At 64.8% G+C, this 15286-nt stretch carries 13 protein-coding genes; 1 reads left to right on the plus strand and 12 read right to left on the minus strand.

Going from position 1 to position 15286, the window contains the following annotated elements; translation table 11 throughout:
• Positions 1-53: 53 nt before the first annotated feature.
• The 10 genes from BDO18943_RS18090 to BDO18943_RS18135 form a co-directional block, all read right to left on the minus strand.
• Positions 54-578, minus strand: a complete 525-nt coding sequence (locus tag BDO18943_RS18090; protein WP_174960087.1) for an ATP synthase subunit I — start codon at positions 576-578, stop codon at positions 54-56.
• Between the two features lie 568 nt (positions 579-1146).
• Positions 1147-2277 carry an SLC13 family permease gene (locus BDO18943_RS18095; protein WP_175023464.1) on the minus strand — a complete coding sequence of 377 codons (1131 nt, stop codon included), beginning with the start codon at positions 2275-2277 and terminating at the stop codon, positions 1147-1149.
• 10 nt (positions 2278-2287) lie between these two features.
• A complete protein-coding gene (locus BDO18943_RS18100) occupies positions 2288-3181 on the minus strand; it encodes a ParB/RepB/Spo0J family partition protein (protein ID WP_027788713.1) in 894 nt (297 codons plus the stop codon).
• Between the two features lie 31 nt (positions 3182-3212).
• On the minus strand, positions 3213-3992 hold the full coding sequence (locus BDO18943_RS18105) for a ParA family protein (RefSeq protein ID WP_089449645.1): 780 nt from the start codon (positions 3990-3992) through the stop codon (positions 3213-3215).
• A gap of 56 nt (positions 3993-4048) precedes the next feature.
• Positions 4049-4735, minus strand: coding sequence for a 16S rRNA (guanine(527)-N(7))-methyltransferase RsmG (gene rsmG, locus BDO18943_RS18110; RefSeq protein WP_175023465.1), 687 nt, complete (start codon positions 4733-4735; stop codon positions 4049-4051).
• On the minus strand, positions 4732-6702 hold the full coding sequence (gene mnmG, locus BDO18943_RS18115; protein WP_175023466.1) for a tRNA uridine-5-carboxymethylaminomethyl(34) synthesis enzyme MnmG: 1971 nt from the start codon (positions 6700-6702) through the stop codon (positions 4732-4734). Before mnmG ends, rsmG begins: the two co-directional genes overlap by 4 nt.
• 600 nt (positions 6703-7302) lie before the next feature.
• Entirely contained in the window at positions 7303-8058 is a 756-nt protein-coding gene (locus BDO18943_RS18120) for an ABC transporter ATP-binding protein (protein WP_043184876.1), read from the minus strand.
• Positions 8058-9842, minus strand: coding sequence for a branched-chain amino acid ABC transporter ATP-binding protein/permease (locus BDO18943_RS18125; protein ID WP_175023467.1), 1785 nt, complete (start codon positions 9840-9842; stop codon positions 8058-8060). Before BDO18943_RS18125 ends, BDO18943_RS18120 begins: the two co-directional genes overlap by 1 nt.
• A 4-nt stretch (positions 9843-9846) precedes the next feature.
• On the minus strand, positions 9847-10902 hold the full coding sequence (locus BDO18943_RS18130) for a branched-chain amino acid ABC transporter permease (RefSeq protein WP_043184875.1): 1056 nt from the start codon (positions 10900-10902) through the stop codon (positions 9847-9849).
• Positions 10903-11099: 197 nt separating this feature from the next.
• Positions 11100-12257, minus strand: a complete 1158-nt coding sequence (locus BDO18943_RS18135) for an ABC transporter substrate-binding protein (RefSeq protein WP_175023468.1) — start codon at positions 12255-12257, stop codon at positions 11100-11102.
• A gap of 118 nt (positions 12258-12375) precedes the next feature.
• Between BDO18943_RS18135 and BDO18943_RS18140 the strand changes: the two genes are divergently transcribed.
• Positions 12376-12570: a hypothetical protein gene (locus BDO18943_RS18140; protein ID WP_175023469.1), complete on the plus strand. Its 195-nt coding sequence runs from the start codon at positions 12376-12378 to the stop codon at positions 12568-12570.
• An 807-nt stretch (positions 12571-13377) separates the two neighbouring features.
• On the opposite strand, the gene BDO18943_RS18145 is transcribed toward BDO18943_RS18140, so the two are convergent.
• On the minus strand, positions 13378-14352 hold the full coding sequence (locus BDO18943_RS18145) for a branched-chain amino acid ABC transporter permease (protein ID WP_043184866.1): 975 nt from the start codon (positions 14350-14352) through the stop codon (positions 13378-13380).
• Positions 14352-15236 carry a branched-chain amino acid ABC transporter permease gene (locus BDO18943_RS18150; protein ID WP_043184865.1) on the minus strand — a complete coding sequence of 295 codons (885 nt, stop codon included), beginning with the start codon at positions 15234-15236 and terminating at the stop codon, positions 14352-14354. Before BDO18943_RS18150 ends, BDO18943_RS18145 begins: the two co-directional genes overlap by 1 nt.
• Positions 15237-15286: the final 50 nt, after the last annotated feature.

The following is a 15286-nucleotide window of genomic DNA, read 5'->3' on the forward strand; positions in this document are numbered from 1 at the left end:
TTGCGGGAACGGGCCGGTGCGGTTCGTTGTCGAAACCACACGCTGCTTGTTCCTTACCGCCAGGCCAGCGCGATCCAGTACGTCTTCAGCACGACGAGGTACGTGACGAGGAACGGCACCCAGTGCACGCCGGACCAGCCGAACGCCACTGCAGTGAACATCCCGATCGTCAGAGCGAGCTTCAGGGCTTCGCCCATCACCCAGCTCATCACGGTGGCCGAGCCACCTGCCTTCAGTCGTGCCACGAAAACCGCACTGGGCACCCAGCCGATCGCTCCGCCCAGAAACGCGGATTGCGCAGCGGCGCCCGGCGACTTCGAAAACAGCCACCACGCCAGCGTTGCAACCAGGGACAGAACCACTTGCGCGAATACCACCTTATAGGGGGTCACGCGCGAGGGCTTGCTCACGTCCGGGCCGAACAGCTTTTCGGCTTCTACCCGTGTGAGCGGAACGATATTGTTTTCTTGCTGCTCGGCATCCCAGTCATCATCGAATTCGCGCCGCTCGCCGGCCGCTGAAGCGGTGCGTTGCGTGCGCTGATCATCGTGCCTGTCGTCCGGCGCCTGACCCGCCATCGCAATCTTCCGCAAAATCCTTGAACCCGGCCCCAAGCTTTCTGAAAGCTTTCAGGGGTGCCTAGCTAACAAATCCGGGCGATTGTAAGCGATAGTTGCAAGTGATTCAAGGCTTTAGACGCGACAAAAACCAGCGTAAAACGTCACCTCATGATGTGAAAAAACCTGCGATTCGACGACGTACGATGACAGTTGTAAGGTCGCTTTTTTGCACCGGTATTTCTTGCTCGAAAAAATCCGGTGTCGATGAAATGGCGAGGAAGCGATGCCCGCTGCGGGCGCTGGCAGGGCGGCACGATCGCCACCCAAAAACCACGCTGTGACGTGGCTCCGGGCTCGCGCTGCGCGCGAAACGCCGAACAGACAAAACACTGTGGCCGCCAGCCACATCGGATACGCGAAATCCCGACCGACGCTGGCGCGCGGATTTATCCAATCAGTTGTCATGCCACCACAGTCGATCGACTGTGGTTTGCCGCACTTATCCACAACCCCGCAACCAGCGCGAATGCTGTGCGCCCTCCCCGCCACCCGAATGGCACGCCTGTGCCGCACGAACCCGCCTCGCTCAACCGTGAACGAGCAGCCACGCGCCGAGTGCCGCGCTGGCGAGCGCGAACGGAATCGAGACCAGGTGGAACGGCAGCCACATGCGCGGCTCCTTCGCGAGACGCACCGCGATCAGGTTCGCAAGCGAGCCGATCGCGAAACCGAAACCGCCGACCGATACGCCGAATGCAAGCGCGCGCCAGTCATGCGTGAACTCCGACAGCAGGATCGCGGCCGGCACGTTGCTGATGCCCTGCGACAGCACGGCACCCGCCGCGAAGACGCGCAGCGGTGAGTCGAGACGTGCATGCGCAATCGCGTCATGGATGACGGGCAGCGCCGCCGCGCTGCGCAGCACGACGAACATCAGTACGAAGATCAGCAGCAGCAGCCAGTCGATCTTAAGGACTGCGTCACGTTTTACGGCAAGCAACACGATCGCGACGGCAAGCAGGCCCGGCAGCGGATGATGCGCATCGGCGAGCAGCACGAATACCGCGAACAGCACCGCCGCGATCAGCGCGTGCATGCGTTGGACGGGAATGGCGGCGACGTCGCCTGACAGATCGAGCGGCTTCGCGCGAAACGCGCACGCAGTCAGCACGAACAGCAGCGCCATCAGGGCGATCGCAAGCGGCCCGAGCGTCACCACGAAGCGGCCGAACGACACGCCGCTCAATTGCCACAGGAAAAGATTCTGGGGATTACCGAGCGGCGTCGCGACGGACCCCGCATTGACAGCCAGCGCGACGACGATCACGAGCCGCCGGAACGGCAGCGGCGTCAGCGCACGCAGCGACACCATCAACGGCACGACGACGAACAGCGCGACGTCGTTGGTGAGCCACATCGACAGCACCGCGGCGAACCCGACCAGCAGCATCGCGAGCCCACGTTCGGAATGCACGTGGTGCACGATGCGGTGCGCGAGCCACATCAGGCAGCCGGACAACTCGAGCGCCTTGGTCAGCATCAACAGGCCTGCGAGCGTCGCGACCGTCTGCCAGTCGACCCGATCGGCCAAGATGGAAAATGGTTGCGGATGCACCCATTGCAGCAGGATCAAGCCCAGCGCGAGCACCGATAGAACGGGCTCCTGCGCAAGCCATCCGAGCCACCGGCGCGGCGCCGGTGCGCCCGTCTCCTCCATTGGCCGCCCGTTACTCTTCGGTTGCGACGTTGCCGCGCAGCCGCACGAGAATGCCCTCGAGCGCGTCGAGGTTGCCGAAGTCGATCGTCACCTGCCCTCGCCCGCGGCGGCCGAGCTTGATCTTCACCGTTGACGCGAGCAGGTCGGACAACTCCTCCTCGAGACGGCGCGTATCGCGACCGCCGTCGTCCTTCGCGCGCGCCTTCACCGCAGGCGCCTCCTTCGTCGTGTGCGTAACGAGCTTCTCGGTCTCGCGCACCGACATGCGTTTGTTGACGACCTGATGGGCAAGCGTGATCTGCGTGGCCGCATCGACGGCGAGCAGCGCGCGTGCATGCCCCATGTCGAGATCACCGGCCAGCAGCATCGTCTGCACCGGCGAAGCCAGGTTCAGCAGGCGCAGCAGGTTCGACACCGCGCTGCGCGAACGGCCGACCGATTCGGCCGCCTGTTCGTGCGTGAAACCGAACTCGTCGAGCAAGCGCTGGATACCGTGCGCTTCTTCAAGCGGGTTCAGGTCCTCGCGCTGGATGTTCTCGATCAGCGCCATCGCCGCGGCGGCTTGATCCGACACGTCCTTCACGAGCACCGGCACTTCATCGAGGCCCGCCAGGCGCGCCGCGCGGAAACGGCGCTCGCCCGCAATGATCTCGTATTTATCTGACGAAATGGGCCGTACCAGGATCGGCTGCATCACGCCCTGCGCGCGAATGCTCGCCGCGAGCTCCTGCAGGCTGCCTTCGTCCATCCGCGTCCGCGGCTGGTACTTGCCGGCCTGCAGTTTGCCGAGCGCGAGCGTGTTCGGTGCCCCTTCGATCTTCACCGCTTCGGTGATATCGGCACTGCCGCCGAGCAGCGCTTCGAGGCCACGTCCCAAGCCCTTCTTCTTTGGTACCGCGTTCATGTCTTTCTTCCTCGCTTCGCTCATGTCCGGATCACGACACCTCGAACGCGCGAACGCGCTCGATCATCTCGGCACCGAACTGGAGATACGCTTGCGCACCGCGCGAGCTGCGGTCGAACACGACGCCCGGCAGCCCGTAACTCGGCGCTTCCGCCAGGCGCACGTTGCGCGGAATCACCGCGTCGAACACCTTGTCGCCGAAGTGCGCTTTCAGTTGATCGGAGACTTGCTGCTGCAGCGTGATGCGCGGATCGAACATCACGCGCAGCAAGCCGATGATCTTCAGGTCGCGATTCATGTTCGCGTGAACCTGCTTGATCGTGTTGACGAGATCCGACAACCCCTCCAGTGCGAAGTACTCGCACTGCATCGGGATCACGACGCCATGCGCCGCACACAGCCCGTTCAGCGTCAGCAGCGACAGCGTCGGCGGGCAGTCGATCAGCACGAAGTCGTAATCCTCGGCTACGCGCTCGAGTGCGGCCTTCAGCCGGCGCTCGCGGTTGTCGATGTTGATCAGTTCGATCTCGGCACCGGACAGCTCGCGGTTCGCGGGCAGCACGTCGTAGGTGACGCCTTCCGGGCGGATGCGCGCGTCGGTCACCGATACGCCGTCGACCAGCACTTCGTACACGGTCGCTTCGCAGGCAGCCTTGTCGATCCCGCTGCCCATCGTCGCGTTACCCTGCGGGTCGAGGTCGATCAGCAGGACTCGTTGCTCCTGCGCTGCAAGGCTTGCGGCGAGATTGACCGATGTCGTCGTCTTGCCGACGCCCCCCTTCTGGTTCGCAACGCAGAAGATCTTTGCCATCGTTGGTGTATTCCCTTTACCTTCAAACAAACGGCGCGCTACTGCGCGCCTTCCCTTCAATTCGCCTCGTCGACGGCTACTTCGATCAGATGCCGTTCGGCATCGAGCATCGGTACCGCCAACCGTATCGTCTGCTTGACGCGGCTGCCTTCCGGCAACCGCGCAATCTCGTCGTCCGGACGGACACCCTTCATTGCCCAGATCGATCCGCCCGGCGCGACCAGATGTCGAGCAAGTTTAACGAAGTCGGACAGATCCGCGAAAGCGCGGGATACGATCATGTCGAATTTTTCCGGCACTTCGACACCCGGCTGCAGCGATTCGACCCGCCCCGTGACCACCGACAGGTTCGCAAGCTTCAGCTCCGCGCGCATCTGAGTCTGGAATGCAGACTTCTTCTGCACGATATCGTTCAGCGTGATCTGCCAGTCCGGCTCAACGATCGCCAGCACGATACCGGGCAACCCGCCACCCGAGCCAACGTCGAGCACGCGGGCCGATGCACGGCCACGCAGATGCGAGACGATGGAGAGCGAATCGAGGATGTGCTGGATCAGCATCTGCTTCGGGTCGCGGATCGCGGTCAGGTTGTAGACCGCATTCCACTTGCCGAGCAGCGCGACGTAGTCGAGCAGCTGATTGCGTTGTGCATCCGTCAGAGCAAGGTCGAGCGCCGTCGTGCCTTCGACGAGCATCTCTTCCAGTACGTCCCGATTAACCGCCGGCGCGCGACGCGCCGTCATTGTTGCGTCGGGACGGTGCCGTCCCCCTGCTCCGTTGCCGCTTCGGCGGTGCCATTACGACGGCCCAGGCCGCGGCGCTTCAAGTGCACCATCAGCAGCGAGATCGCCGCCGGCGTGACACCCGAGATGCGCGATGCCTGCCCGATCGTTTCCGGCCGGAACTCGTTGAGCTTCTGGCTCACCTCGAACGACAGGCCGCGGACTTCGCGGTAATCGATACCGTCCGGCAGGCGCGTGTTCTCGTTCGCATCGTTGCGTTCGATCTCCGATGCCTGACGCTCGATATAGCCCTGATACTTGATGCCGATCTCGACCTGCTCCTTGATCTGCTCGAGCAGCACCGGATCGTCAGCCAGCGGCTCCGCGGGGCCGCATTCACCACCCTTCAGGCCGCACACGCCGTCGTAGCTGATGCCCGGACGGCGCAGCAGCTCGGCGAGGCTGTATTCGTGATCGATTGCCTTGCCGAGCAGCGCGGTCGCCTCTTCCGCCGGCAACGTTTTCGGCGTGACCCACGTCGACTTCATGCGTTCGGTTTCACGTGAAACAGCGTCGCGCTTCCGGCTAAATGCGTCCCAGCGCGCGTCGTCGACGAGCCCCAGTTCGCGGCCGATCTCGGTCAGGCGCATGTCCGCATTGTCTTCGCGCAGGCTCAGGCGATATTCGGCGCGGCTCGTGAACATCCGGTACGGCTCGGCCACACCGCGCGTCACGAGATCGTCGACCAGCACGCCAAGGTAGGCCTGGTCACGGCGCGGGCACCATGCGTCCTTCTCCTGCACGTAGCGACCCGCATTGAGGCCGGCCAGCAGACCCTGCGCGGCCGCTTCTTCATAGCCGGTCGTGCCGTTGATCTGGCCCGCAAAGAACAGCCCGTTGATCGCCTTCGTCTCGAGCGATGCCTTCAGCGCGCGCGGGTCGAAGTAGTCGTACTCGATCGCGTAGCCAGGGCGCAGGATATGCGCGTTCTCGAGGCCGCGCATCGAGTGCACGAGCTCGAGCTGGACGTCGAACGGCAGGCTCGTCGAGATCCCGTTCGGGTAGAACTCGTTGGTCGTCAGCCCTTCCGGCTCCAGGAAGATCTGGTGCGATTCCTTCGATGCAAACCGGTGAATCTTGTCCTCGATCGACGGGCAATAGCGCGGCCCGACGCCTTCGATCACGCCTGTATACATAGGCGAACGATCGAGGCCGCCGCGAATGATGTCGTGCGTGCGCTCGTTCGTGTGCGTGACCCAGCACGGCAGTTGCTGCGGATGCTGTTCCGCGCGGCCCAGGAACGAGAAGACGGGGATCGGATCGAGATCGCCCGGTTGTTCGTCCAGCTTCGAGAAATCGATCGAACGGCCATCGATACGCGGCGGCGTACCGGTCTTCAGGCGGCCCTGCGGCAGCTTCAGCTCCTTCAGGCGCGACGACAGCGACACGGCCGCCGGATCGCCCGCACGGCCGCCCGTGTAGTTGTTCAGGCCGACGTGGATCTTGCCGTCGAGGAACGTACCGGCGGTCAGCACGACCGCGCGGGCGCGGAAGCGGATGCCGATCTGCGTGACGGCGCCCACCACGCGGTCGCCTTCGACCATCAGGTCGTCGACGGCCTGCTGGAACAGCCAGAGGTTCGGCTGGTTCTCGAGCCGGTGGCGGATCGCGGCCTTGTACAGGATGCGATCGGCCTGCGCGCGCGTCGCGCGCACAGCCGGACCCTTCGACGAATTGAGGATCCGAAACTGAATACCGCTCTCGTCGGTCGCGGCTGCCATTGCGCCGCCCAGCGCATCGACTTCCTTGACCAGATGGCCCTTGCCAATGCCGCCGATCGACGGATTGCAGCTCATCTGCCCAAGCGTTTCGATGTTATGGGTCAGCAGCAGTGTCTTTGCGCCCATACGGGCGGACGCCAGCGCGGCTTCCGTGCCGGCATGACCGCCACCGACAACGATGACGTCAAATTCTGTGGGAAAAAGCATGGTGGATTCCGTCCGCAGGACTGCGCACGAACCTATCTGAGAAATGTATGGGCCGAATTATAGCGGGTTCGCTTTTCACCCGAATGCCGTCCGATTGGTAGGGTCTGTGCAATTCCGCGATTTTTCGGCATTGGACCGATGAATCTGTGGCTCAGAGCCCACTCAGGCAATGCCTCGAGCCCGCCCGCCGCACATCGTTGCGCCTGTGCAGAGATCCAGTTGCCCGGAGATTTCACGTGAAACATCCAACCCGTTCGAGGCCTGTGCCCCACCCAACACTCCGGACGAAATACTCTGTGCAACCACATCCACCCGCCTCCTCACAGAATTTCCGTCGGTTCCCTGGACAGTTATCCCCTGTGGCGCGGCACATCGTCGGCCTGTGGAGCGAGGGACCAACTCCGAACGACAAACCGGATCGCCATCTGCACTGTGGATACCTCCACCCATCGCCACTGCACAGAGCTTTTGACTGTTCCTCCGGTACTTATCCCCTGGTTGTTAACCGTCGATGTATCGGAGTCAGATCTCAACCCTAAAACAAAAACGGCGTGTTTCACGTGAAACACGCCGCCCGATTCCAGCCAACCGCTCCACCGATCAAGCCGTTTTCTTCGCCAACCCAAGGTACGTTTCGATCACGCGCGGATTCTGCGCGAGCTCGGCCGCCGGCCCTTCCAGCGCAAACTCGCCCGTCTCAAGCACATAGCCGTAGTCGGAGATCTGCAGCGCAGCCCGCGCATTCTGCTCGATCAACAGCGTCGCCACGCCCGTGCCGCGCAACGCGCTGATGATATGAAAGATCTCCTTCACGATCAGCGGCGCCAGCCCGAGGCTCGGCTCGTCCAGCATCAGCAGGTCGGGCTTGCCCATCAGCGCGCGGCCGACCGCGAGCATCTGCCGCTCGCCGCCGGACAGCGTGCCGGCCGCCTGCTTGCGCCGCTCCTTCAGCCGCGGAAACAGCGCGAACACGTGATCGAGCTGGTCGAGGAAGTTCGCTTCGCCGGCCTGCTTGCGCCGATACGCGCCCAGCACGAGGTTGTCTTCGACCGTCATCGTGCTGAACAGCTCACGCTTTTCCGGTACAAGGCACATCCCGCGTGCGACACGCTGCTCGACCGGCAAGGCGCCGACGTCGTGACCGCGATACACGACCGCGCCCGACGCATGCCCGTTCACCGGCAGCGCGCCCATGATCGCGTTCAGCAGCGTCGATTTGCCGGCGCCATTCGGGCCGATCACGCTGACGATCTGCCCCGCGCCAACCTTGATTGCCGCGCCGTGCAGCGCCTCCACCTTCCCGTACCGGACTGCCAGCCCGCGCACTTCGAGAATCGGCATCGTCGTGTCCGTCATCACTCCACCCCGCCCAGATACGCTTCGAGCACCGCCGGATCCTGCTGCACGTCCTGCGGCAGCCCTTCCGCGATCCGCGTGCCGAACTCCATCACCACCAGCCGGTCGGTGAGATTCATCACGAAATCCATATCGTGTTCCACGAGCAACACGCTCATGCCTTCCGTCTTCAGCCGGCGCAGCAGGTCGGCGAGTTGCTGTTTCTCCTGGTAGCGCAGCCCGGCGGCCGGCTCGTCGAGCAGCAGCAGCGTCGGGTCGCAGCACAGCGCGCGCGCGATTTCGAGAATCCGCTGCTGGCCCAGCGCGAGGCTGCCCGCTTCGTCGTACATGTGCTTTTCGAGCCCGACACGGCGGATCTGACGTGCGGCCTCGGCCAGCAACTGCGCTTCCTCATGGCCATTGAGCCGCGCGACGCTGCGCCACACGCCGGTATGGCCACGCAGGTGCGCACCGATCGCGACGTTCTCGAGCACCGTCATCGCCGGCAACAGCTTCACGTGCTGGAACGTCCGGCCGATGCCGCGGCGGACGATCTGGCGCGACGTCAGCCCGTCGATGCGCTCGCCGCGGAACGTGATCGTGCCGCCCGTCGGCTTCAGCACGCCCGTCACGAGGTTGAACGTGGTCGACTTGCCGGCGCCGTTCGGGCCGATCAGCCCAATGATCTGCCCCGCTTTCACGTCGAAGCTGACATCGTTGACGGCCACCAGCCCGCCAAACTGCTTGCGCGCGTTGTCGACGACGAGCAGCGGCTCGCCGGCCGCCGGCTTCGCGCGTTGCGGCAGCGGATCGGCGTGCTCGGGCACATGCGCATGCGATCCGCGCGGGAACAGCCTGGCGACGAACGGCCACACGCCCTGGCGCGCGTACTGCAGCAGCAGCACCATCAGCACGCCGAACACGATGATCTCGAAGTTGCCTTCCGACCCAAGCAGCTTCGGCAGCAGCGTCTGCAGGTAGTCCTGCAGCACGGTCAGGATCGCCGCACCGAGCACCGCGCCCCACACGTGGGACACGCCGCCGACCACGGCCATGAACAGGAACTCGATCCCGTGGTTCAGCCCGAACGGGGTCGGGTTTACCGCGCGCTGCAGGTGTGCGTACAGGAAGCCCGAGACGGCCGCGAGCACGGCCGCGTAGACGAAGATCACGACGCGCATCCACGCGGTGTTCACGCCCATCGCCTCGGCCATCACGCCGCCGCCGCGCAACGCGCGGATCGCGCGGCCCGGACGGCTGTTCAGCAGGTTCTGCACCGACACGATCGCGGCCAGCACGACCGCCCAGATCAGGAAATACAGGCTGCGGCCGCTTTCGAGCTCGATGCCGAACAGGTTCAGCGCCGGAATCCCGTTGATCCCGTCGTACTTGCCGAGCAGTTCGAGGTTGCCGAACAGGTAGAACAGCGCGAGGCCCCACGCGATCGTGCCGAGCGGCAGGAAGTGGCCGGACAGCCGCATCGTGACCGCGCCGAGCACGAGCGCAACGAGCGCCGTCAGCACGACACCGACGATCAGCGCGAGCCACGGCGACACGCCGTAGCGCGTCGTCAGGAGCGCGGTTGCATACGCGCCGATGCCGACGAACGCGGCCTGTCCGAAGCTCGTCATCCCGCCGACACCCGTGAGCAGCACGAGCCCGATCGCGACGATCGCGTAGAGGCCGATGTAGTTCAGCAGCGTGATCCAGTATTCCGGCACCTGCAGCGCGCCGGGCAGCACCGGCAGCGCGAACAGCACCACGAGAAACACCCAGAAGGTCTTGTTGCGTACCATCGTCCTCATCGTGTCACTCCTCTTCCTCTTCCGCGTGCGGCGTCGCGAAGCTCCGCCACAGCAGCACCGGAATGATCAGCGTGAACACGATCACCTCCTTGTAGGCGCTCGCCCAGAACGACGAATACGATTCGAGCACGCCGACGAGCAGCGAGCCGGCAGCCGCGAGCGGATAGCTGACGAGCCCGCCGATGATCGCGCCGACGAAGCCCTTCAGGCCGATCAGGAAGCCCGAGTCGTAGTAGATCGTCGTCAACGGGCCGACGAGGATCCCGGACAGCACGCCGAGCCCCGCCGCAAACGTGAACGCGAGCCGCCCTGCCTCGGTCGTGCCGATGCCGACGAGCCGCGCGCCGAGCCGGTTCACCGACGTCGCGCGCAGCGCCTTACCGGCGATCGTGCGGCCGAAGTACACGTAGAGCGCGCCGATCAGTACGAGCGCCGTCACGACCACCAGGATGCTCTGCACCGACACGGTCATGCTGCCGATCGACAGCGACGCATCCGAGAAGCCGTTGGTGCGCGAGCCCTCCGCGCCGAACATCACGAGCCCGAGGCCGACCATCGCGAAGTGGACGGCGACCGACACGATCAGCAACAGCAGCGTCGTGCCTTCGGCGATCGGCTGGTACACGAGCCGGTAGACGAACGGCCCCATCGGCACGACGATCGCGAGCGTCAGTGCGATCTGCGCGAGCATCGGCAGCGGCTGCGCGGCAAAGCTGCGCGTGATCGCGAACACCGCGAGCGGCAGCAGGACGTAGCGGCTGCCGAGTGTCGCAAGCGTGCGGCCGAGCTGATGACGCCGTTCGCGATGCCGGATCAGGCCGCCGACTTCGAGCAGGAAGCACGCGATGCCCATCACGAACAGCAGCCAGCAGGTGGCGGGAAATTTCTGCGCCTGCAACGCGGCAAGCGTCAGCGCACCGTAGGCGACGAATTCGCCCTGGGGAATGAAGATCACCCGCGTGACGGAAAACACCAGCACGAGCGCCAGCGACAGCAATGCGTAAATGGCGCCGGTCGTGATGCCGTCTTGCGCGAGGATCGCTGCAATCGAGAGATCCATACGTTTCGTGTATCGAGAATGCTGTGGAGAAACGGAAGACGGGAACGGCCGGGGCGCGGGCGGCAAGGTCGACGCGTCGGGCGCCCTGCAGGCGGCCCCGGTGGTTCCAGGCGGTATGGGCGCGGCCCGTCAGGCCCGGCCCTGCCGACGGCATGCACGGCGCCATTTGCGCCGCGCACGCCGGTTTCACGTGATGCTTACTCGGCCTGCAGTTTCCACTTGCCGTCGACGATCTGCACCATCACGCGCGCACGCGTGTCGAAGCCGTTGTGATCGGTCGGCGTCATGTTGATCACGCCGTGCGACACGGGCAGGTCCTTCACGCTCTCGATCGACGCGCGCAGCGCCTCGCGGAACGCCTCGGTGCCCGGCTGGCCCTTCTTCAGCGCTTCCGGAATCGCACGCTGCAGCAGCAGCCCGGCATCCCACGCATGGCCGCCGAACGTCGCGAGCGAACCCGCGCCGTATGCCTTCTCGTACGCGGCCTTGTAGCCGAGCGCCGGCTTCTTCACCGGATTCGAATCGGGCAGCTGGTCGGTCACGAGCACGGGGCCGGCCGGCAGGATCTCGCCTTCGCAGTCCTTGCCGCACACGCGCAGGAAGTCGTTGTTCGCGACGCCGTGCGTCTGGTACACCTTGCCCTTGTAGCCGCGCTCCTTCAGCGTCTTCGCCGGCAGCGCCGCCGGCGTACCCGAGCCGGCGATCAGCACCGCATCGGGATTCGAGCCCATCAGCTTCAGCACCTGCCCCATCACCGACGCGTCGGTGCGGTTGTAGCGCTCGTTCGACACCACCTTCAGGCCGTTCTTCGCGGCCGCCGCGTCGAACGTTTTGTACCAGCTGTCGCCGTACGCGTCCGCGAAGCCGATGAAGCCGACCGTCTTCACACCGTGCTTCGCCATGTAGCCGGCGATCGCGTCGGCCATCAACTGGTCGTTCTGCGGCACCTTGAACATCCACGCGCGTTTCGCGTCCATCGGCGCGATGATCTGGGCGCTCGCCGCGAGCGAGATCGTCGGCGTCTTGCCCTGCGATACGGGGTCGAGCATCGCGAGCGAATTCGGCGTGACGGACGAGCCGATGATCGCGTCGACGTGATCTTCATCGATCAGCTTGCGCACGTTCTGCACCGCGCGGCTCGTGTCGGAAGCGTCGTCGAGCACGATGTATTGCACGCTCTTGCCCGCGATCTCCTTCGGCAGCAGCGCGATCGTGTTCTTTTCCGGAATCCCGAGCGACGCGGCCGGCCCGGTGGCCGACAGCGTCACGCCGATCTTCACCTGTGCCGACGCCGTCGCCGCCGCGCACACGAGGCCCGCGGCGAGCACGGCCTCCATCCATCGATTCATCTTCATTTACGTTGTCTCCAAACGCTGCTCGAAAAAGCCACGGGTCGCTCGGGCGGCTCCCGGTCCCCAAAAACAAGTTAATAATTTAACTATCCCGCCTGGCCACGCCTACGCTCGTTTTCCCGTGAAACGCCGCATCCGCGACGGCACCCGGACGGCATCGCGCATGCATGCGCCGGCTGCCGGTCGAAACGGTCGTTCGACCGTCACGATGCGCAGCAGCGGTGTCGTCTGGATGAAGGAAGCGGAGAAATGCGGAATCGTGCGGGCACTCGATGCATGCGCAACGATCAAGGCAACGCGCGTCGATCCGGCCTGATACGGCCAGGCCCGCGAGCGGCGCACGATCGGGAAGCCGGCCGCTCATGCGCGTGCAGATGTGAAGTCCGATACGGATGCGCGCGCAACGACCGGCGATGGCGCCGGGACGCGCCTACAGCCCGCAGAACGGCTCGAGAAGGCCACGGCGACAACAGGCCCGCCCCACGACGAACGAACGGCACCAGCCGCCCTTCCTGCCCCGATCCATCGTCCTGCGCTGCTCATCCAACCGTACTCCCTCTTCTGCATTCTGCTTGTAGGAGAACTGCCGACCGATTTTCCCGACCGCACGGTCGGCGAAAGCTGAGTGTAACGGACGCGTTTTGCGCACGCCAACCGGGTTAGCCCGAACGGCTGGTGCGCGGTTGCGCATCGTCTGCGAGCGGATAGCGGGAAATGGGAAAACGGGGGGACGCGGCGAAGCGCGGAAGAAGCGCGGTGCGAACGCAAGCGCGGAAGACGGCCACTGCGCTGGCCGATGCACCATCGGCGGAAATCCGTGCACGCAAATGAAAAAGCGCTGTTGGATTCCGTCCAACAGCGCTTTGGGGTCCGGGCACTTTGTGCCTCGATTGTCTCCTCGTTCTCCACCTGCAAATTCGTTTCGCGGTGCATCAGAACTGAGACGAAGATTAAATTACCTTTCACACTGCGACAACTTAGCATTTACCCCTATGGTGCATCGCCGCACGAAAATGGGGCACCAGCCAACCGCGCGGCGCCGGCCCGAGCCCGCTGCGACGCCCTTCCGGAGCATGCCGGATGGTGCTTCGCATCAACGCCCGGTGACGCGCGCCGCACGCATTCAGGACGCCCTGAGCGGCTTGATCCGCGCGACCATCTCGCCGACGATCCCGCGCCGGAACGCGAGCACGCATGCGATGAAGATCAGCCCCGTGACGATCGTCGCCGATTCGCCGAGCGAATGGAACCAGCCGATGCCGGTCGCCGATGCGAGCCATTCGCCGATGTCGCCGAGCCGGTCTTCCAGCGCAACGATCAGCGCCGCGCCCAGCAGCGGCCCGAACAGCGTGCCCATCCCGCCGACGAGCGTCATCAGTACGACGAGGCCCGACATCGTCCAGTACGCGTCCGACAGCGTCTCGAAGCCGAGCACGAGCACCTTCAGCGAGCCGGCCAGCCCCGCGAGGCCCGCCGACAGGATGAACGCGAGCAGCTTGAAGCGGTCGGTGTCGTAGCCGAGCGAGATCGCACGCGCTTCGTTCTCCTTGATCGCGACGAGCACCTGGCCGAACGGCGAATGCACGACCCGCACGATGAATGCGCACGCGGCCACGACCACGGCCAGCACGACGTAGTACAGCGCGACGTCGTTCGACAGGTCGAGCAGCCCGAACAGATGCCCGCGCGGCACGCCCTGCAGACCGTCCTCACCGTGCGTGAACGGCGCCTGCAGGTAGATGAAGTAGACCATCTGCGCGAACGCGAGCGTGATCATCGCGAAGTAGATGCCCTGCCGCCGGATCGCGAACAGCCCGACGACGAGCCCGAGCAGCGTCGCGGCAACCGTGCCGACGAGCACGCCGAGCTCCGGCGTGAAACCGAGCGTCTGCATCGAATAACCGGTCGCATAGCCGGCGGTCGCGAGAAACATCGCATGGCCGAACGACAGCAGCCCCGTATAGCCGATCAGCAGGTTGAATGCGGCCGCGAACAGCGCGAACGTGAGCACCTTCATCACGAACACCGGGTACGCGCCGATGAACGGCGCGGCGAGCAGTGCGGCGAGCAGCACGCCGTAGAGCACTTTTCTCTGCATCATTTTTCCTTGCCGAAGAGGCCCGCCGGGCGGAACAGCAGCACGATCGCCATGATCACGAACACGACGGTGGCCGACGCTTCGGGGTAGAACACCCGCGTGAAACCCTCGATCACGCCGAGCAGCAGGCCCGTGACGATCGAGCCGAGGATCGAGCCCATCCCGCCGATCACGACCACCGCGAACACGGTGATGATCATCGGCTGGCCCATCAGCGGCGACACCTGGATCACCGGCGCGGCCAGCACGCCCGCGAACGCGGCGAGCGCGACGCCGAAGCCGTAGGTGAGCGTGATCATCATCGGCACGTTCACGCCGAACGCCTCGACGAGCTTCGGGTTCTCGGTGCCCGCACGCAGGTACGCGCCGAGGCGCGTCTTCTCGATCACGAACCACGTCACGAGACACACCGCGAGCGACGCGACCACCACCCACGCACGGTAGTTCGGCAGGAACATGAAGCCGAGGTTGGTGGCGCCGGATAGCTGCGACGGTACGTCGTACGGCTGGCCGGACGAGCCGTAGATCGACCGGAACACGCCTTCGACGACCAGCGTGAGCCCGAACGTGAGCAGCAGCCCGTACAGGTGATCGAGCTTGTACAGCCAGCGCAGCATCGAGCGCTCGATCACGATCCCGAACGCGCCGACGACCAGCGGCGCGATCACGAGCATCGCCCAGTACGGCAGCCCGAAATACGACAGGCCCATCCACGCGAGCATCGCGCCCAGCATGAACAGCGCGCCGTGCGCGAAGTTGATCACGTTGAGCAGCCCGAAGATCACCGCGAGCCCGAGGCTCAGGATCGCGTAGAACGAGCCGTTGACGAGCCCGAGCAGCAACTGGCTCAGCATCGCCGGCAACGGAATGCCAAAGATTTCCATCGACTTAGCCGTCAGAATGAGTGTCGTTGCGCGCGCAACCTTCATGCGTT

Source organism: Burkholderia aenigmatica (assembly GCF_902499175.1).
In the GTDB taxonomy this organism is placed as follows: domain Bacteria; phylum Pseudomonadota; class Gammaproteobacteria; order Burkholderiales; family Burkholderiaceae; genus Burkholderia; species Burkholderia aenigmatica.

Bases quoted from the DNA above. Each gene is read 5' to 3' on its own strand.
- BDO18943_RS18090 (WP_174960087.1), bottom strand. From the start codon at position 578: ATGGCGGGTCAGGCGCCGGACGACAGGCACGATGATCAGCGCACGCAA.
- BDO18943_RS18095 (WP_175023464.1), bottom strand. From the start codon at position 2,277: ATGGAGGAGACGGGCGCACCGGCGCCGCGCCGGTGGCTCGGATGGCTT.
- BDO18943_RS18100 (WP_027788713.1), bottom strand. From the start codon at position 3,181: ATGAACGCGGTACCAAAGAAGAAGGGCTTGGGACGTGGCCTCGAAGCG.
- BDO18943_RS18105 (WP_089449645.1), bottom strand. From the start codon at position 3,992: ATGGCAAAGATCTTCTGCGTTGCGAACCAGAAGGGGGGCGTCGGCAAG.
- rsmG (WP_175023465.1), bottom strand. From the start codon at position 4,735: ATGACGGCGCGTCGCGCGCCGGCGGTTAATCGGGACGTACTGGAAGAG.
- mnmG (WP_175023466.1), bottom strand. From the start codon at position 6,702: ATGCTTTTTCCCACAGAATTTGACGTCATCGTTGTCGGTGGCGGTCAT.
- BDO18943_RS18120 (WP_043184876.1), bottom strand. From the start codon at position 8,058: ATGACGGACACGACGATGCCGATTCTCGAAGTGCGCGGGCTGGCAGTC.
- BDO18943_RS18125 (WP_175023467.1), bottom strand. From the start codon at position 9,842: ATGAGGACGATGGTACGCAACAAGACCTTCTGGGTGTTTCTCGTGGTG.
- BDO18943_RS18130 (WP_043184875.1), bottom strand. From the start codon at position 10,902: ATGGATCTCTCGATTGCAGCGATCCTCGCGCAAGACGGCATCACGACC.
- BDO18943_RS18135 (WP_175023468.1), bottom strand. From the start codon at position 12,257: ATGAAGATGAATCGATGGATGGAGGCCGTGCTCGCCGCGGGCCTCGTG.
- BDO18943_RS18145 (WP_043184866.1), bottom strand. From the start codon at position 14,352: ATGCAGAGAAAAGTGCTCTACGGCGTGCTGCTCGCCGCACTGCTCGCC.
- BDO18943_RS18150 (WP_043184865.1), bottom strand. From the start codon at position 15,236: ATGGAAATCTTTGGCATTCCGTTGCCGGCGATGCTGAGCCAGTTGCTG.